Source organism: Arthrobacter sp. UYNi723, from assembly GCF_054057635.1.
Genome location: NZ_JBSRZM010000029.1, coordinates 32475 through 50903, shown reverse-complemented (window position 1 = coordinate 50903; position 18429 = coordinate 32475). Strand labels below are relative to the sequence as shown.

The 18429-nt window shown below is 55.6% G+C and carries 17 protein-coding genes and 1 pseudogene; 5 read left to right on the top strand and 13 right to left on the bottom strand.

Going from position 1 to position 18429, the window contains the following annotated elements; translation table 11 throughout:
- Positions 1–348: 348 nt before the first annotated feature.
- From ACVWY0_RS18670 to ACVWY0_RS18620, 11 genes are all read right to left on the bottom strand, one after another.
- Positions 349–1617 (bottom strand): oligosaccharide flippase family protein, encoded by a 1269-nt coding sequence (locus ACVWY0_RS18670; protein WP_485838001.1) that lies wholly within the window; start codon positions 1615–1617, stop codon positions 349–351.
- A gap of 82 nt (positions 1618–1699) precedes the next feature.
- On the bottom strand, positions 1700–2314 hold the full coding sequence (locus ACVWY0_RS18665) for a CatB-related O-acetyltransferase (RefSeq protein WP_485838000.1): 615 nt from the start codon (positions 2312–2314) through the stop codon (positions 1700–1702).
- 97 nt (positions 2315–2411) lie between these two features.
- Positions 2412–3008: a WecB/TagA/CpsF family glycosyltransferase gene (locus ACVWY0_RS18660; protein ID WP_485837999.1), complete on the bottom strand. Its 597-nt coding sequence runs from the start codon at positions 3006–3008 to the stop codon at positions 2412–2414.
- A 119-nt stretch (positions 3009–3127) separates the two neighbouring features.
- Complete coding sequence (locus ACVWY0_RS18655; protein WP_485837998.1) at positions 3128–4219, bottom strand: glycosyltransferase family 4 protein; 1092 nt, start codon at positions 4217–4219, stop codon at positions 3128–3130.
- 2 nt (positions 4220–4221) lie between these two features.
- The gene (locus ACVWY0_RS18650) at positions 4222–5049 is read right to left on the bottom strand and encodes a glycosyltransferase family 2 protein (RefSeq protein ID WP_485837997.1); all 828 of its coding nucleotides are present in this window, start codon (positions 5047–5049) and stop codon (positions 4222–4224) included.
- Positions 5046–6065, bottom strand: coding sequence for a glycosyltransferase (locus ACVWY0_RS18645; protein ID WP_485837996.1), 1020 nt, complete (start codon positions 6063–6065; stop codon positions 5046–5048). The genes ACVWY0_RS18650 and ACVWY0_RS18645 overlap by 4 nt, the downstream gene beginning before the upstream one ends.
- Complete coding sequence (locus tag ACVWY0_RS18640) at positions 6062–6922, bottom strand: glycosyltransferase family 2 protein (protein ID WP_485837995.1); 861 nt, start codon at positions 6920–6922, stop codon at positions 6062–6064. Before ACVWY0_RS18640 ends, ACVWY0_RS18645 begins: the two co-directional genes overlap by 4 nt.
- Before the next feature lie 31 nt (positions 6923–6953).
- Positions 6954–7550 carry a glycosyltransferase gene (locus tag ACVWY0_RS18635; protein ID WP_485837994.1) on the bottom strand — a complete coding sequence of 199 codons (597 nt, stop codon included), beginning with the start codon at positions 7548–7550 and terminating at the stop codon, positions 6954–6956.
- 512 nt (positions 7551–8062) lie between these two features.
- Positions 8063–9091: a GDP-mannose 4,6-dehydratase gene (locus tag ACVWY0_RS18630; protein ID WP_485837993.1), complete on the bottom strand. Its 1029-nt coding sequence runs from the start codon at positions 9089–9091 to the stop codon at positions 8063–8065.
- Positions 9066–10049, bottom strand: a complete 984-nt coding sequence (locus ACVWY0_RS18625; RefSeq protein ID WP_485837992.1) for a GDP-mannose 4,6-dehydratase — start codon at positions 10047–10049, stop codon at positions 9066–9068. The genes ACVWY0_RS18630 and ACVWY0_RS18625 overlap by 26 nt, the downstream gene beginning before the upstream one ends.
- A 244-nt stretch (positions 10050–10293) precedes the next feature.
- Entirely contained in the window at positions 10294–10455 is a 162-nt protein-coding gene (locus tag ACVWY0_RS18620) for a hypothetical protein (RefSeq protein WP_485837991.1), read from the bottom strand.
- Positions 10456–10524: 69 nt separating this feature from the next.
- On the opposite strand from ACVWY0_RS18620, the gene ACVWY0_RS18615 reads away from it, so the two are divergent.
- From ACVWY0_RS18615 to ACVWY0_RS18595, 5 genes are all read left to right on the top strand, one after another.
- Entirely contained in the window at positions 10525–11973 is a 1449-nt protein-coding gene (locus ACVWY0_RS18615; RefSeq protein ID WP_485837990.1) for a sugar transferase, read from the top strand.
- 49 nt (positions 11974–12022) lie between these two features.
- Positions 12023–13336, top strand: a complete 1314-nt coding sequence (locus ACVWY0_RS18610) for a UDP-glucose dehydrogenase family protein (protein ID WP_485837989.1) — start codon at positions 12023–12025, stop codon at positions 13334–13336.
- Positions 13337–13338: 2 nt separating this feature from the next.
- Complete coding sequence (locus tag ACVWY0_RS18605; RefSeq protein WP_485837988.1) at positions 13339–15195, top strand: DUF4012 domain-containing protein; 1857 nt, start codon at positions 13339–13341, stop codon at positions 15193–15195.
- A gap of 179 nt (positions 15196–15374) precedes the next feature.
- Positions 15375–15968, top strand: a complete 594-nt coding sequence (locus ACVWY0_RS18600; RefSeq protein ID WP_485837987.1) for an LPXTG cell wall anchor domain-containing protein — start codon at positions 15375–15377, stop codon at positions 15966–15968.
- Positions 15969–16375: 407 nt separating this feature from the next.
- Entirely contained in the window at positions 16376–16774 is a 399-nt protein-coding gene (locus tag ACVWY0_RS18595) for a VanZ family protein (protein ID WP_485837986.1), read from the top strand.
- 22 nt (positions 16775–16796) lie between these two features.
- On the opposite strand, the gene galU is transcribed toward ACVWY0_RS18595, so the two are convergent.
- Positions 16797–17687: a UTP--glucose-1-phosphate uridylyltransferase GalU gene (gene galU / locus ACVWY0_RS18590; RefSeq protein WP_485837985.1), complete on the bottom strand. Its 891-nt coding sequence runs from the start codon at positions 17685–17687 to the stop codon at positions 16797–16799.
- An 82-nt stretch (positions 17688–17769) separates the two neighbouring features.
- Positions 17770–18380 (bottom strand): annotated as a pseudogene (locus ACVWY0_RS18585) (enoyl-CoA hydratase/isomerase family protein).
- Between the last annotated feature and the right edge of the window lie 49 nt (positions 18381–18429).

Below are 18429 nucleotides of genomic sequence, written 5' to 3'. Positions count from 1 at the left end.
CAACCCGCGAATATCAGTCTGACACTGCAGTCGAACACAAGACTCGCCAGCACGCCCCACCACACCCGGACAGCACCCAACGGAAAGCGGCCCCCAACACCAAAGCCGGGAGCCGCTCACCACTGCCACTTGACAACAGCTTCTACATATCAGCTACAACACGAATCTATTTCCCCGGGAACCTTGAAGAGCCGCCAACCGCCGTCTGCTCCTGCGCGCCGGCGCACCACTCATCCCAGCAGGGCCACGGACCCTTCTGTCATCTACGACACGGAATCAATCCCCACCAACCCCGAAGCCACAAATGGCACGCGCCGATCCAGGCCTGATAAGTGCCAGAAGGAACGACTAATCGGTCCGTGCGACGTTAAGAAGCCGCCTAGCTTGAGCCGGAGTGACGACAATATAACGCCAGAGAGAAGCCTTGGAAAGATACATCCGAGACAAAATGAGTAGTGCAATGAGACTCAAACAGTTGCCGACCAAATTCGAAATTGCAGCGGCCATGATGCCAAATAGCGGAAAAAATATCAAAATTGAAACTGCTGTTGTGGTCAAAGCAATAGCCTCACCAACAATTGGGGCGGCAGGACGACCAAGACCAACCAAACTGAATGTCAGCACGACAACTCCAGATAGTGGAACTTGAGCAAGGGAAAGTATCCACACAATGGGAATGATCGACTCAAATTCGGCTCCAAGAACCAACGGAACCAACCACCCAAGATTAAGGCAAAGAATCAGACCGGCACTCAGCGTCAGCCACAGCACGAGTGCGACGGTCGCTGCGGTATGCTCGGTTTCTCCTCTAGCCACCCTATTACGAGCCGGAATTCCAACGGCCGTAGATAGGGCGTTTAATACTGAAGCGACAGTCGTGGCCACCGCATAGTATCCGAGGTCCGCCCTAGACGCCATGACGGTAAGAATAAGCAGGTCGATGCGCTGGTTGAGAAGACCCAAGGCACCTGTAGTCCATCCACGCAGGCCAAAGGACAATGCCTCGCCTACATTCGACAACGGAATATGACCTCTGGGCCTCACCGCCTTCCCCAATAGTGGCAATAGCATTCCTATTAGCGAAGTGGATATCAGCAGGAATCCAACACTTAGGGCGTCAGCCCCAACGAAGAACATGACAATCAAGCCAGCAACAGAGACTATTTGCGGCAGAACCTTCGATAGCGCAACGTAATACCACTGTGAAAGCCCCATTGAAATGGCCACCAAGCAATAGCCGAAGATGAAGACAGGCGTCAGGCACGCGTAGAGCACCAAGAGCCACCAAGCGTGGCTTTCTGGCCGGGCTACGAGGCCGACGAGAAGAACATAGGGCCAAATTGCAAAGCAGCCGATCCCGCTGCTTAGAACCAGAGCTAGCTTTCCAGCACGTCTGCCGCTACCATCCTTGGCTGCTCGCCTGGCGAAATAGTCTGGCAGTCCGAGGCACAACAGCATAGCCATGACGGTCCCTGGCACAATGGCCGTAGCGAGTTCCCCTCTTCCTTCGGGACCCAAGATGCGGGCTTGGATGGCGGCAGAGATCACACCAAGACCCATTGCGAGCATGTTCGCAACAGTCAAAACGCTACTAGGACGGCGTAACAGTGAGAACACTAAGCGGAGCTCCAATGCGTTATGCCCGTGGGTAGGAGCCGATCACGAGACGAATATCGTGTTACGCGACCAGTCTCTAGCATCAGGAAGCCGGGCGTGATTCTAATCTCGGATTACGACTATGGCGTGCCACGAAAGCCCCTAAATCGGATCCCGAAAGCTCCGCCACCGAATCTTCGACAGTCAAGTCGTCCCATTCCCACCATTTGATCTCGAGCATTGGACCTATGAACTCCTCCGGAATTCTGGATCCTACAGGCTTAGCGGGCTGTCCTACGCAGATCGAGTATGGAGGAATATCACGGCTGACCAAGCTACCGGCACCAACTACTGCGCCATCGCCAATCGTTACACCGGACAAAACAGTGGTGCGCGCACCAATCCAGACGTCCGAACCGACTACTATGTCGCCGCGAGAGCTAGGATACCCATCCTCGCCTGCGCCGTCTAAACCCAAGCGGATACGCAGCGGAAATGTGGTGATTCGTTCAGTGGGATGGTTGCCCCCAAGTAAGAATTGAACATCATGAGCAATAGACGTGTACGAGCCAACTGTTAAACGCGTTTGATCATGCTCAAAAATTCGAATCGACGGATTCCCATAAGAGTGTTTACCCACAGTAATTCGGCCAGCCTTGGCAAGCCTAATAAAATCTGATTCAGTCCGTCGAAAAAGCCGGGCTATTTTTTGTCGCATAATATCACCTAACTTAGTGGATAGAGCAAAACGAAATACTCCAGACAGACAGGGAGACAAACGAAAGCAGAAAATAATTGGATGCTAATGGGATTGACTACCTTTTGATCCTCAGCCGTGCCAGCAGTGCCTCGGCGAGAAGAATAGGGAGAACCGATAGAGCTTGAAGAATTCTCGGAATGAAACGCAGGGGATCCTGAATAGTTCTCTGAAGCCATTCAAGGTGCAGGGCCTGAAGGTACCCCGACGGTGTTTTCCGCAGGCCCACTACTGTTTCAATTGATCCACCGATACCAACGACCGTAACCTCGGCCAGGTCTGCGATTTCTCGTCCCCATCGCTCCTGCTTGGGGCTGCCAAGAGCAACGAAGACCAGTGAAGAACCATGACGACGGATTTCGCCGACAATTTCGGCCATACGTGCATCAAGCAACGACTCCTCAAATTTTCCACCGATACAGAGCCACTCGGGTCTGGCCACAGAAAGCCGGACAAGTGACTCATCAGATGATCCGACAACCGAAATTCGCTGGGATCCTTGTCCGCTGTAATGCCATTCCACCAAAGAACGACCAGTTAGCAACGGGTATCGGTGGCCCGCTACATTCAGGCACGCTTGGAGCCAACGTCCGTCAATCGTTACCGCATCAGCGTTCTGCACAGCCGCTGCAAATTCAGGATTTCTTGATGCCATCCAGAGTTGCCAGGGTGCCAGGGTGATTACATGCCGTCTTCCAGGGGCAACCGAGGACGTCAGTGATTCATCCTCTACAACATCATGCACCAACGATAGGAGTGACTGCCTCGGTTTCACTAGACGACCCTTTCGTACATTGCTGATATCCGGTTACTCGTTGCTTGCCATGAATATTTACTGACCGCATGTTCATGCGCCACGATCTTGAGATCCTCGAGGTCTTGTGATGCCACGAGAGCCTCTAATCTCTGAGTCAATTCCCCAACGTCACCCCACTGAAATGGCTGCGTTATTCCCCCAGCTATCTCAGGAAGTGCTCCAGAACTTGAAACTAGGGGGACGCAGTAGTTGGCCATTCCCTCGACCAAAGCCCTCGAAAATTGCTCGCTCCACCCATTCAGCTCATGTGAGGGAACACAGACTATGTCGGCCCGGCGCATAATCTCTGCCGCTTCGTCAATGCTAACTGCCCCCTTGAAATCCACGTCGCCTCCCGCGTGCTGGCGCCCCTCGACAATACTGCGCAATTGGTTCTCCATCGGCCCGGAACCAACGATGGTCAAGTTGATGGCTAACTGCGAACCCACTACCGCTTCCACCAGGTCTTGAACACCCTTCCGCTCGATCAGTCGACCGACGCATACAACTTCAAGTCTTGTAGATCTGCTGGAAGCAATAGGTGGCGCTGTCGGCGCCAATACTCCATTCCCGACGACGGAAACTCTTCCCGTGAATTTTTTCTGTTGAAGCACGCGGCGCGCTTGCTCGGACGGAACATAAGCTTCTGTACTGTTCTTGAACATCATCCACTGAATGAATGAGAAAGGAAAAGGATAGGATTTAAATTCGTTTTGACTGGAGCGAAATACAATTTTACATTTTACGCAAGATATAAATCGCGCCAGCAGAATCGAGGCAGCAGCTAAACTGTACGGTTCCTCGTGGACATCTATTATTTGAGGCTTGAATGTCCTGCATATGTACGCGACACGGAAGGGGTTGTAGAAGAAAAACGGATTTCGCCTTAATCCGTACAATCCAATAGGAGTTACGCGTATGGAGTCATTCCGCACCTGAGCGATTGTGAGTGTCGGAAGTTCGCGAAAGGCTTTCGGTACCAAGAGATGCACCTCATGCCCAAGCCTAGAGATCTCTTCGTCGCGTCGCTGATACGCACGGACACCTCCACCATGGAAAATTCTAAGCACTCTCAATGTTTCTCCCTTAAACCATTAAAAAACTGATTGAAGCTGGCCCGACGACTTCGAAATTTCGACTGAAAAGCAATTTTGAAGAGGTTGTATGCGATGGCAACAAAACCCTCTACACGAGAGAAGTGTTTAAAAACATAGCGTGTATGACCGACCATCCGTTCAACGGAACGCCATCGATCTGATACTCCAAGGGAACTTGCTCCGCCTGGTGTTCGGACGACTACTTCGCGTGCGATTGCGACACGGCCGTCAGAATCTCCCATCCTGCGGTGTAGATCCATCTCCTCACAAAACATGAAAAACGCACTGTCGAATCCGCCAAGTCTCCTAAAGTCATCCGCAGAAATAGCCATGCAACAGCCGCTGATGGTTTCGGCGAAAATAAGAGATCCACTTTCGGTATATCCATCGTTCCGCCGCCGCCAAGGTGGTGTAATCGTTCTTCCCCAGGATCTAGTGGGTTGCCCATCCATACTGGCAACCCGGGGACCAATGCATTGCACACCGTTGAGACGCGCTATGCCGATCAAATCACGCAGTTGCTGGCTAGTGACCGAGACGTCGGGATTGACAAAAACCAGCCATTCTCCCGAAGCATCTGCAGCTCCGATGTTCGAACCTGTTCCATATCCAACATTGAGTCCGTTGCGAATAACACGAGCCCCGGCAGCTTGACCGATCGCTTCGCTTCGCGCTGCATCATCCGAGCCCGAATCAACAATAATTAACTCGAAGTCTTGTTCCTTTGACAGTTGTAGTGTTTCGATGAAGTCAGTCAAAATGTGGCTTGAGTTGTAAGTCACCGTAATGATGGATACGCTCATTGTTTCATTCCCTCTACAGCTTCGCTCGCCACTGATTTCCAGTCAGTTACAGATACGTTTGCCAGATTCCAGGACATCGTCTTCTCGCGAAATGGGACGTCATGCAAAATTGTATTGATGGCTTGCGTCATCTCACTAACGGAGAATGGATCAAATGAGTCTGAGGAACCGCTCTTTGCATAAAAATGACCGAGATTTCCAAGCCGGCTGACAACCGTTGGGACTCCTGCCGCAGCCAGATCAAGAGCGGGAATGCATAGCCCTTCATCGAAGGATGGTTGAATATATGCCGAGCACCCGGAAAGTAGCGACGCATAAGAGTCATCGTCGAGGCCGGAAAGAACTTGGACCGAATCCTGTAGTGACAACGATTCGATAGTTTCATGCAATTCGCGACTGGCCACCCCTGGTCTCCCGCAAATTACCAAACGCCAAGAACCAATGTCGGCCTCATTCCAAGCCTTGACCAACCCGACTAAATTCTTGTGTGGTTCCTGTGCAGCGACGCATAGCAGGTAGGGATCGGCTAGTTTTGGAGACCAGACGATTGGGTGAATCGCCTGAATCGGCAACGCGCGGACCGCCTTCGAGAGCCCTTCCTGAGCAAGTTCATTGGACGTGTATTCTGATATCGCCAACGAGTACCGGGAACGTGCCGCCATTTTTGTCGTCAGGTCACGAATCCAATGTCGCGAGTACATTTCGGGAATTCTCAGAAAGCCAATGTCCATGAAGACGGGCACCGCCCGCACGGGCGAAAGTACTGGAACAGTCTGGCGAGGGACTATTATTCGATTCGCTTTGAAGCGGAGCGCCGCCAAAGGCAGCCCAACATGCATATATCCCGAGGGGGGCAGCACTAAATCGAATGCTGCGTCGGGCCTATCTCCAGCCACAGCGAGCTCGAGCCGACCTTCAGCCTCCAACGCCCTGAAGCCGCTGATAAGACCGAGCGATATATCTCGAACGCCGGACGGCGTAGATGTGACAAGTCTTCCGTCGAATAGGAGCTTCATGGCATTTGCCCCTTCATAGCATTCTTCAAACCAGCTAGCCTCTCCAGGAATTCCGCCACTAACGCCGCAGCTAAACCCCAAGATCCGAGCCATTTCTTGGCATATAGTCGTCGACTGCTCCTGCTGAAATTTTGGAGGACAGTTGAAGGTTCTTTTCCATGTCCCTGGTCATGGATGGCTTTCGCATTTGCCACAGTCGCTACCTTCATCCCAGCTCGCCAGGCTTTCCGACAGATATCCACATCTTCGTAGTAGAGAAAGTACTCGGGCGAGAAACCGCCAACTTGCTCGAAAGCCTGCCTTCTCCATAGCATGGCCGCACCACACACCCAGCCAACATGCAAAATGGGTTCGTCAACGGGGACCTGCTCAACCACTCGTCGTGTTGCCATATTCCACCGCGTAGGCAACGCGCGGGCCGACGACACGGCACGTCCGTCGGTAGTTTCCAGTCGCGGCCCAACGCACGCCAGACTCTTATCGCTAGTCAGAGCAGACAACATGGCGGATACTGTTTGTGATTCAAGCTGCACATCCGGATTGACAAGTAGTACAAATTCATTCACATCTTCCAGAAATCCCACGCCCTGGTTCATGGCTGCCCCAAAGCCGACATTGTGATGGTTTTGGATCAGTTGAAGACGTCCGCCCCAGTCCAACGTCCGGGCGACATCTATCGAATTATCCGTCGACGTATTATCAACTACGACTACCGACCCAACGGCATCGGACTTTTGCAGACTCGAAGCTAACCGTGGCAGATAGCGACTGGAATTGTAAGACACAATAATGACATCAACGCCCATTTTTAATTCTTCCAATCGGATCGACTCCGCGTCATTCAATAAGGGGAACATTCAAACTTGCTTGAGACTGACGAAGGAAGGCTCAGTGCACAGCCGATTTCTCACTGAGAACCCATGCCTTCATCTCACGGGCAAAGACGCTTCTGTCAAATTTCCATGCTTGGGCTTGGCATGATGGACCAGCAAGAGATATCGCCGAATGAACAGCGTCGCCGAGGCTTGCTGACTCAAAGCTCTCGAGTAGATACCCTGTCTTGCCATGGATCACCGTTTCTGCGGCCCCCCCGATACTGCTTGCGAGCACTGGGGTACCGGTCGCCATGGCCTCAACCGGCATTATTCCAAAGTCCTCGACAGGCGGAAATACGTACAGTGCGCACCGACGGTACAGCTCTCTCAGCATTTGAAGTGATGGAGCGTCGACGAAAGTCACAGTTCCTGGATATTCTGCCGCACACTGTTTTAGGTAGCCTAAACTTGGGCCGCTACCGGCCAACACGACGGGTAATCCGGCCGCCGCTCCTGCCTTTATTACGAGGTCCAGACGCTTGTATGGTATAAAACGGGAGGCGCCCAGTATGAATTCGGCAGGAAGACGCTCAAGCATCTCTTCCTCTAAGGAGGAGAAAATAGCTTCCTCGGAGACGAAGTCACTAACATTAACCGGCGGATAGATCACTCTTGCCTCGCGCTCCCAGGAGCGCTCAATTCGTTCCCGAACAAACTGGCTAATGCCCGCAATGGACGATGGTTCCTGCGCGCGCCGACGGTCCAGAGCGCGAAAGGGCCTGGCGATTGCCCTGGCTGCTATGGAATTGCCTCGCTGGTCGAGTTCAGGAGTCCAAATATAACGAGCGGGTGTATACGCGTAAATGAATTTGGTTGCGTTCCGTGCTGGACCAGAAAAGCGCGCGTGGTGAGCGAACAAATGTGAACTGCACAATATCCAATCGGAATCCTGAAACCCTAAGTGTCGCCAGGTGGCCGGCATGAAAGGTAATGCAAATTTCTTGCTCTTACGAAGGGGGGTCTTTGCCAGCCATGTTTCCCTGACTCTCCCACTTTCAAACCGGGATGGCGCGTCATCCCACAAGGAACGAATGGAGGCATTGGGAAAAACGCTTGCCATTTCCTCCATAACCTTTTCCGCTCCACCGTGCGGTTCAAGCCATTCGTGAACAATTACCCCGCTCATTTCCCACCTCTGCTTGAAGTTTGTGGGGTTTCAAGTCGCTTTGCCTCGACGACAAGGTCATTTTGAACCATTTGACTAACAATTTCACCAAAATCAACAGTAGGTTTCCAGTCCAAAAGCCTCTGAGCTTTGCTCGCATCGCCCCTCATCTCGCTTGCATCTATTGGCCGAATAAAACGAGGGTCAACGCGCACGTGCTTTTCCCAGTGGCTAATACCTGCAGATTCAAAGGCGCAACGGACGAAATCTCTCACTGTATGAGAAATCCCTGTGGCAATGACGAAATCATCGGGGTCCTTATATGTGGCCATTCGAACCAGAGCATCTACATAGTCCGGCGCCCATCCCCAATCACGCGTTGCATCAAGATTGCCAAGATCGAGGGTTTCTAAATGCCCGAGTGCGATACGGGCGACTTGCGATGTGATCTTCCGTGTAACGAATTTCGCAGGCCGCCTGGGAGATTCGTGATTATAAAGAATTGCCGATGAAACATACATTCCACGACGCCTGTAAACACCCACCAAGTGGTGCGCTAGCGCCTTTGATGCTCCGTAGGGTGAGACTGGACAAATGCGTGACAATTCGTTTTGTGGAACATCCGTTGAAGAACCAAAGATTTCGGCGCTGGACGCCTGTACGAAGCGAATTTCTTTCCCGGCATCTTGCTGGAGTTTCCATGTAGATTCCAGGAGGGCTGCAACGCTCGTGGCGTTTACTGAAATTGTTGCTGCGGGGTCTTCCCACGATTCTGCAACTGAGCTACTTCCGGCCAAGTTGAATACGACGTCTGGCTGAATCGCTTGCAGTACGCGCTTCAAGTTGTTGTGGTCGGACAGATCACCAAGATGTAGGCTAAACGCACGGTCACCAACAACTGTGCCCTTCGCGGGTGCAGTTCTCGCTAGCGCATGGACGCTCCAGCCCTGGCCGGCCAGCTGGTCCGCAAGATAGCTTCCATCCTGGCCAGTGGCGCCAGTAATAAAGGCAGTACGCACGTTAGCGGACGAGGGCAGATTGCTCATCAAGGTCATTCTTTACCATCATTTGAATTAGCTCAGAAAATGCCACTTGGGGCTTCCAGCCCAATACGGCTTTCGCCTTCGACGGGTCACCAATCAGTAAGTCCACCTCAGCTGGACGCATAAACCTTGGGTCTTGCCGAACGTAGGGAGCCCAGTCGATAATGCCGACCGTTTCGAAAGCTACGTCCAAGAGCTCTCGAATGGAGTGAGTCTCCCCAGTGGCAATGACGTAGTCGTCGGCCTCAGGCTGCTGAAGCATGCGCCACATGGCATCAACGTAGTCGCCGGCAAACCCCCAGTCCCGCTTCGCATCCAGATTCCCAAGAACAAGCTCGGACTGCAGGCCGAGCTTGATCCTTGCCACAGCCTGTGTGACTTTCCTCGTGACGAATTCCGGTCCACGACGGGGCGACTCATGGTTGAAGAGGATTCCGCTGGAAGCGTGCATTCCGTAGGATTCGCGATAATTGATCGTCATGTAGTGACCAAATACTTTTGCCACGCCGTATGGAGACCGAGGCCACAAGAGAGTCGACTCTGACTGTGGGACTTCCTGGACTTTCCCGAACATTTCAGACGATGAGGCCTGGTAGAACTTCACGCTGGCCGGCTCGTCGCCTGCATACAAGCGTGTAGCCTCAAGCATATTGAGGACGCCTTTGCCTGTTATGTCGGTAGTTAGCGAAGCATTTTCCCACGAATACGCCACATACGAGATGGCTCCGAGATTATATACTTCATCGGGCTCAGCGGCTCGCAAGACCCTAGTCAACCCACTGACATCAGACAAGTCTCCAGCAATCAATTCGACTTCCGGGACAGCGTTGCGGACGAGATCCATCTTCGGGTTGTTTTGACCTCGGATCATACCGAATACGTCATACCCCTTGGCGACCAGTAGCTCGGCAAGGTATAGCCCGTCTTGTCCTGTAATCCCCGTGATGAGTGCTCTGGGCATGCTTCCCCCTTGTGTCCGTGTTGGTTGAGTGCTCGGATGTGAATACCCGGCACCAGCAGAAAATCGGTGAGGCTGCTCCGGCTCACTTCCTCAAGCAACGGACTGTAAGAAATCACAGCCCAGTAACCACGACTTCGCTTGCCTCAAGGCTTCAGCTCAGCGATGGTCGTCCCGCTCGGCCCTAGCCTAACCGGTATCTTGGCTCGAGTTAGAATCTTCGAGGGCAAAGTGAAGAGCCAAATCTTCACGAAACGAAAAACGAGATCGTGCGTTCCACGGCTTCGGGCGGCGTTCCCGGCAGTTTTTCACGATCGAATGATCGGAAGTCGGTGATGCGCGGGGCCGCAGCAGGCAAGTCCCCCGATATCTCACGCCATTTTTCCATGAACGAGAATCGGATCGTCATGTGAGAACTCGGAGCCAGAAGTTCGTTATCATCACATGATGGGCAGGCTGCCCAAGGATCCGGCACAGGATGGAATTTGCAGTGGGGGACACCAGGAACTGGCGCGGGAGCTATTCGCGCCGCCTAGCGATTACTGACGCATTCGTCATAATATGGGCGGTCGCAGGGGCCTACATCATCCGCTTTGGAATTGACAAGGAATCACAGACCTTCGAGCACGACTATACCTATGGGCTTGTTTCCGTGGGACTCATCGTCGGCTGGTGGTGCATGCTAAGCGCGTGGAGCAGTCGAGAGAGCCGAATTCTCGGGGCGGGCGCGGACGAATACAAACGCGTGGCAGCGGCATCTCTCTGGCTATTTGGGTTGGTTGCAACCTTCTCCTATGTTTTCCGCTTGGACACGGCGCGTGGATACGTAGGAGTAGCACTGCCTGCCGGCCTTGTTGGCCTTCTGGCAGCTCGTTGGCTGCTTCGGCAACATATCAATGCGGATAGGCAAGAAGGCAAGAGCATGTCACGTCTGCTACTGCTTGGAGGCGAAAGCGCTGTTGCTCACTTGGCTTCCTCTCTAGGCCGAGCCAAGTACGCCGGATATCTGCCGGTGGCAGCCTACACTCCCGGTGCGCACGATGGACCCGATTTTGAGGCATCCTCGGGTTTGCCAATACTCGGACACCGGCCAGACACCGTCTCCATACTTTTGGCGATTGATCACTGCCAGGCTGATGCGGTTGCGGTTTCAGCGGGTGTGCAACTGCATCCTCAAACATTGAGGCACCTGGGGTGGGAACTGGCATCACGCAATGTGGGTTTGATCATGGCCCCCGCACTCACCGACATTGCGGGGCCTCGCATCCACACGCAGCAAGTAGCAGGTCTCCCACTAATCCATGTGACAACACCGACCTTAGAAGGTGGCCAACGCGTAGCGAAGCGCCTCTTCGATGTGGCAGGATCCGCTGTTCTTATAGTAATTGCCTCTCCTGTGATGGCGGCCGTCGCACTTTTGGTCAAACTAGATGGCAGGGGCCCGATCCTCTTCAGGCAGGAACGCGTGGGCATCGAAGGGAAACACTTCAGAATGCTCAAATTTCGATCGATGGTCGTGGACGCGGAAGAGCAGCTCGCAGAACTGACTCATCAAAACGAAGGCAGTGGCGTACTGTTCAAAATCAAGAATGATCCCCGAATCACCAAAGTAGGGGGGAGGCTACGACGTTACAGCCTGGATGAATTGCCTCAGCTCTTCAATGTACTCAGCGGATCAATGAGCCTAGTAGGGCCACGTCCGCCGCTACCCCGTGAAGTAGAAGCATACGAGCAAGATGTACGAAGAAGGCTCCTGGTCAAGCCTGGACTGACTGGCCTTTGGCAAGTCAGCGGCAGATCAAGTCTTTCATGGCAAGATTCGGTCAGATTGGACCTTTATTACGTTGAGAATTGGTCGATGGCGGGGGACTTCATCATCCTTCTCCGTACCGTCCGGGCCGTCTTTCACAAAACGGGCGCCTACTAGCCACTAAGGCCCGAGCGTCACAACTGCCCTCTGGGGAAGGAACATAAGCATGCGCATTACAGTAATTGGCTGTGGATACCTAGGCGCTGTTCATGCAGCCTGCATGGCAAAACTTGGACATACCGTTGTCGGCATCGACGTGGACGAGCAAAAGGTTGCGCAACTCTCCAATGCCAGGGCGCCGTTTTATGAGCCCGAACTAGACCAGCTACTCCGAGAGGTACAAGAAACGGGTCGACTGTCTTTCAGTACAGACATGGCCGCGGCTCACGGAAGCGACGTCCACTTTATTTGTGTAGGCACCCCTCAGAAAAAGGGTGAAAACGGGGCTGATCTCACGTTTGTTGATGCTGCCACGGAAGGCCTTCTCCCATTTCTCTCGCCTGGCGACGTGGTGGTCGGGAAATCTACAGTGCCAGTGGGGACGGCCTCGCGGCTGGCCGGGCTAGTGCAGACAGACGAACCAGACGCTCATCTGGTGTGGAATCCTGAGTTCCTCCGCGAAGGCCATGCCATTGCGGACACACTCCACCCTGACCGGCTTGTATACGGAGTCAGCGACGGTTCCGAGGACCATCCTGCAGTTGCCGTCCTGGACGAGGTTTACGCGGCTCCGCTGGCCTCGGGCACACCCCGGCTCGTCACCGACCGCCCCACTGCCGAACTCGTGAAGGCTGCGGCGAATTCGTTCTTGGCCACCAAAATTTCTTTCATCAACGCCATGGCCGAAGTGTGCGAAGCTGCGGGAGCAGACGTTACTCAGCTCGCTGACGCTATCGGCATGGATGATCGGATAGGCCGAAAATTCCTCCATGCCGGCATTGGCTTTGGCGGAGGCTGCCTACCCAAGGACATCCGTGCCTTCATGGCGCGAGCCGGAGAGCTTGGCGCCGATCAGGCCCTGACCTTCCTACGTGAGGTCGATGCCATCAACATGCGTCGCAGAACCCGTGTGGTTGAGCTGGCCCGCGACTTGTGCGAAGGGTCCTTGCTTGGCAAGCGAGTCACAGTGCTAGGCGCCGCATTTAAGCCTGACAGCGACGACGTTCGCGATTCTCCTGCCCTCAGCATTGCGGCACAGTTGCAGTTGCAAGGTGCTGTAGTTACCGTGACGGATCCAAAGGCTCTTGCAAATGCCGCGCGTAGATTCCCGGATCTCCACTATGAAGCCGACACTTCAACTGCAGTCCAGAAGGCGGATGCTTTGCTGTTACTTACTGAGTGGCAGGAGTACCGTGATCTGGACCCCTACGAGTTGGCGACGTCAGTTTCTTCACTTCGGGTCCTTGATGGCCGCAACGTTTTGGACGCTGCCAAGTGGCGGGCTGCTGGCTGGCAGTACCGCGGCCTAGGCCGGCCCTGACAATGGCTGCAACTCACGACACCTCGGCCGTTAGCGCCCGGACTAGGGCAAAGCGCCCCTGGAAGTATCGCCGGCGGCTCCTGATCACTCTGGCCTCGCTTGGGGGCGTAGTTCTCATTACCGGGGCCGGGGCAGTCTGGCTGGGAAGCAAAGCGTCGGAGATAAACTCCGAACTCTCCTCGGCGTCTGACCTGATTCCCTCCCTCAAAGAGGAAATAACTAAGAACAACGCTGGTGGGGCTGCGGCCACCGTTGATGAACTTCGCAACCACACGGCCGCCGCGAAACATGCAGCTGACGATCCGCTCTGGACCTTGGCGTCGACCCTTCCCGGATTTGGGACAAACTTCAGCGCCGTCGCGGAGGTGGCACGCTCAGCCGACGATGTAGCCAACCTCGGTCTCACACCGCTCGTTGAGGTCTACAGCTCCCTAAACTGGGAATCGCTCCTTCCCAGCAGCTCAGGAACTGATCTTGAACCTCTTGAAGCTGCCTCTCCGAGCATTTCTGCTGCAGCGCAGACTATACGGTTGTCAGCCGACAGGCTGGGTCAGATCGACACCTCAAACTTGGTACCTCAAGTGGCCGACCCATTGAGAAGTGCTAGAGACCAGCTACGGGGCCTCGCCGGGGCTCTCGACGCCGCCACCGACGCCTCAAACCTTGCGCCCGGAATGCTCGGCGCACAGACACCACGCAGCTACCTCCTTATGATTCAAAATAACGCCGAGACACGGGCGTCGGGCGGCATACCTGGGGCCCTTGCCGTCCTCCGCCTTGACAAGGGCAAACTTACGTTGGCCTCTCAGAGCAGCGCCGGAGCCGTCGGTGTCATGTCGCCCATCGTGCCGTCGGACCCTGAGCAACAACAGATCTATTCTGGGCGCATGGGAAAGTTCATGCAGGATGTGAACCTAACGCCCGACTTTCCAACGGCGGCCAGCACCGCTCAAGCCATGTGGGAGCGGAAGACCGGACAGCGTGTTGACGGCGTTATCTCCATTGACCCAGTGGCCTTGAGCTACATTCTCGATGCCACCGGCCCCGTCAAAATCACGGACCCTGAGCTCGTAGCACTCGCCAGCGCGGGCTTGCCGACTGAACTTACCGGTAGGAACGTCGTCCAAACCTTGCTCTCTGATGTCTATGCAAAAATCCAGCAACCCATCATGCAGGACGCCTACTTCGCCGGAGTCGCTCAAGAGATATTTGCAGCGTTGTCCGACGGTGAGGGAAACGCGAAGGGCCTCATCGAAGGACTGACGCGGGGTGCTGACGAGAGCCGTGTTCTGGTCTGGTCGGGACGTCCGGCGGAACAGGCCATCATCGCCAAGTACGCCTTGAGCGGATCCATTGCTGGGCCCAGCATCGCCCCTGCCCAGTTCGGCATTTACTTCAACGACGGCACCGGCGCGAAGATGGACTATTACGTTCAGCGGTCTGTCCAGCTAGTGAAGGAATGTCCCAAGGACGGATACGAGCAAACCACTGTACGCATAACGAGCACGAACACTGCACCAGCGGATGCAGCGACGACTCTGCCGGCTTATGTGACGGGTGGCGGCTCCTTCGGGGTGCCCCCGGGGTCCGTGCAAACAAACATTGTGGCCTACGGGCCCGTCCAAGCCAACGCAGAGACGGCCAGGTTGGACGGACAAAGAACCGATTTCGCTACCTACATCCATAGCAACAGACCCGTAGGCGTCATGGCGATCAAGCTCGCACCAGGTGAAAGCCGGACCGTGGAGTTTACTTTCGGGAAGATCGTGCAACACACGGAACCTAACGTAGTCGTCACGCCCACTGTCCAAGCTGTCAAAGATGTGATCCTGCCCACAGAAATTCCCTCATGTGGGTAGTAGTTATAGACAGTGCGTTAACACTATGTAAACCGACTGGATAGAGATTGCTAGCTGCTCTACGCGGATGGTAATGTCGTTGTGGGATATATATCCGGGATTTCTGCACAGGTCTCGTGCGGAGAGGAACCTCCTCAATTCGGGTACACAAAAACTTAAACGTCTCCGGGGGGACAATAATGAAAAAAACGCTCGCAGCACTCGCACTTGCAGGATCTCTCGCGCTCGTCGGCACCGCGCCGGCCATCGCCGCCAACTACCCGCCCATCCCGCCCCAGGCCGCTGTGTCTGACGGCACCGTTGGTCCGGGCGAACAGTTCGTCTTCCGCGGCCGCGGCCCCTTTGCCGGTGAATCCCTCACTATCACTGTGACGCCGGGTAATCCGCCCGCATCCCAGGGCAGGTCAGTTGCCGTAAAGATCCCCGTTTTCCAGGCGCAGACCTTCGGCGCTCAGGCGGACGCACAGGGCAACTTCTCCGTGCCGATCACGATCACCGAAGCCGGCACCTACTTCATCACCGCTACGGGCAATGTTTCAGGTAACACGGTTGGCCCCGTCACCGTTGTAGTGGACCCGAGCTTCGCCAGCAACGGTGCACCGCTGTCCAACACCGGCGGCGCTCCGCTCGCAAACACCGGAGCTGGCCTTGCCAACACCGGTGCTGACTCGGGCCTCATCCTTTGGACCCTGGTTGGCGCTGGCGCGCTGGCAGCCGGTGCAGCCTCCGTAGTTGTAGTTCGCCGCCGCGCCAAGACCGAGGCAGCAGCGTAACCGCAGCACACCCAAGCACCAAAGAGGGTGGGTGGTACTCCGGGAAACCGGAGGACCACCCACCTTCTGCGTTTAAGGTTTCGACAGGCTCAACCACCGAGCTAACAGGCTCAACCACCGACGAGACATACTCAGCCACCGAGCTGACGGGCGAAACCACCGAGTGGACAGATTCAACGACTGAACTGTGGTATTTATTTGAGCTATGGGGAGACATTGGCGCAGAAGACCGAGGCAGTGGGACTTGTCAGTTCCTCTTCCCCGCCCTCAGGCGCTCCCCTACGTACTTCTCGTTGTGCTTTCCGTAGCCGCGCTGGGAATGGCTGCTGTGGCTTTGCTGAGAACTACCTGAGGTTCAGTTGAGGATCCCGGACAACCCGAGGCTCTGGCGCGCTGTCCTGCTGGCCATGCTTCTGCCGCTGGCGCTGGTCGCATTCTGGCCCAGCCCTGTCGATGCTCCCGTGCAGGGTCAGCTGGCCGACGTTCTGAGGTTGCTCCACACCCACGGAATTCCCGCCTGGTTCAACTACCAATTCGTCGAAGCATCTGCCAATGTAGCGCTCTTTATTCCGCTCGGCGCGGTGGCAGCCCTGGCCTATCCGAAAAAGCACTGGTGGCAGATCGGAATTTTCGGATTGATGGTCTCGGTCTGCATCGAACTGGGCCAGCTGCTATTTCTTCACAATCGGTTCGCGAGCCCGCTGGATCTTGTCACAAACACAGGAGGGGCTGTCATTGGGGCGCTGTTGGCCACTGCGGCCCTTAAACGCCTACAAGCCCGCCGCTGGTCAGCGGTCGGCTTGTAAGGCGTCACACAGGCATCAGGAGTTAGCCAACGAAGGCCTTCAGCCACGTCTTCAAGTCCTCGCCGAACTCCACGCGCTCGGAAGCCAAAGTGATGACGGCTTTCAGGTAGCTCAGCTTGTCGCCGGTATCGTAACGGCGGCCCTCGAACATGACGCCGTACACTCCGGAGCCCTCCCCTTCGCCGGCCGCCAACGTCTGGAGCGCGTCGGTCAGCTGGATCTCCCCGCCGCGGCCGGGCTCCGTCTTCTCCAGGACGCCGAACACTGACGGGTGCAGCACATACCGGCCAATGACGGCCAAGTTGGACGGCGCTTCGCCTGCAGCCGGTTTCTCTACCAGGCTGTTGACGCGGACAAAGTCCTCGCCCTCGATGGCAGCGATGTCTGCACAGCCATACGCGCTGATCTGTGACGGGTCCACCTCGATGAGTGAGATGACCGAACCACCGGTCTTTAGCTGCACGTCCATCATGGTGGTGAGCAGGGTCTCGGCCTCATCGATGAGGTCGTCACCCAGCAGCACGGCGAACGGCTCGTCGCCCACGTGCTGGCTTGCGCACAGGACAGCATGGCCCAGGCCCTTGGCTTCGCCTTGGCGGACGTAGTGGATAGGACCGAGATCAGAGGCCTCGTGGACCAGGTCCAGGCGACCCTGATCGCCCTTCAGCTCCAGCGCGCGCTCCAAGCCGGGTTCACGGTCGAAGTGGTCCTCAAGGGCGCGCTTGCTGCGCCCCGTGATCATCAAAATGTCGTCGAGGCCGGCCTTGACGGCTTCCTCGACGACGTACTGGATAGCCGGGCGGTCAACCACCGGCAACATTTCCTTCGGCATCGCTTTAGTGGCGGGCAGGAAGCGAGTCCCCAAGCCGGCAGCAGGAATGACGGCTTTTGTAATAGATTTCCCCATTGTCATAGGTGAACCCTACAAATCGATTGCCTAAACGCGCAATTGGTTTCGACGGTCGCGACCACAGCCAGCCTGGGTTTCGACAAGCTCAACCAACGAACTTTGGTGCCCGCTTCTCCTGGAACGCCCGGAAGCCCTCGGCGTAGTCCGCGCTCTTACACAGGCGGGCCTGCTCTTCGTTCTCTTCTGCCATGGGTTCCAACAATCCCAGGCGCTGGTCGCGGATATGCGCCACCAGCTCCTTGCTCGGATTGAAGGCACCCGTTGCTCCGATGGCAACCTTGGTCACAATTTCCCGGGCGTTGTCCAACAATTCATCCGCCGGCATCGTCCGGCTGAACATCCCTTGCGCCACGGCCTCCGTACCCGACATGAGCTCGGCGGTGTAGATCAGGTCCAGCGTCCGGTGCATGCCCAGCCGCTCGGTGAAGTACCAATAGCCTCCCGAATCCAGCGTGGCGCCAAGGTACGCTTCGGCGTCGTCCGTCTCCGGCGTCACGCCGGAGATTCCCGCCCGCACAAAATGCGCGACCTTCTCCCCTCAACAGCGGCGCCCGCACGTCTCCGCTAGAGGCGGCGGCGGCTTCATCGTCGTACGCCTGCGACATATCCACGAGCGCCCCCTTAGTGGGAGTTCAGCTTGCGCGAGGCGTCCAGAACTACTTCGGCGACATTGTTGGCGATAGAGAGGGAGATCATGGTTTCTTCTCTCTGGTTTCGACAGGCTCAACCACCGAAATCACGACAT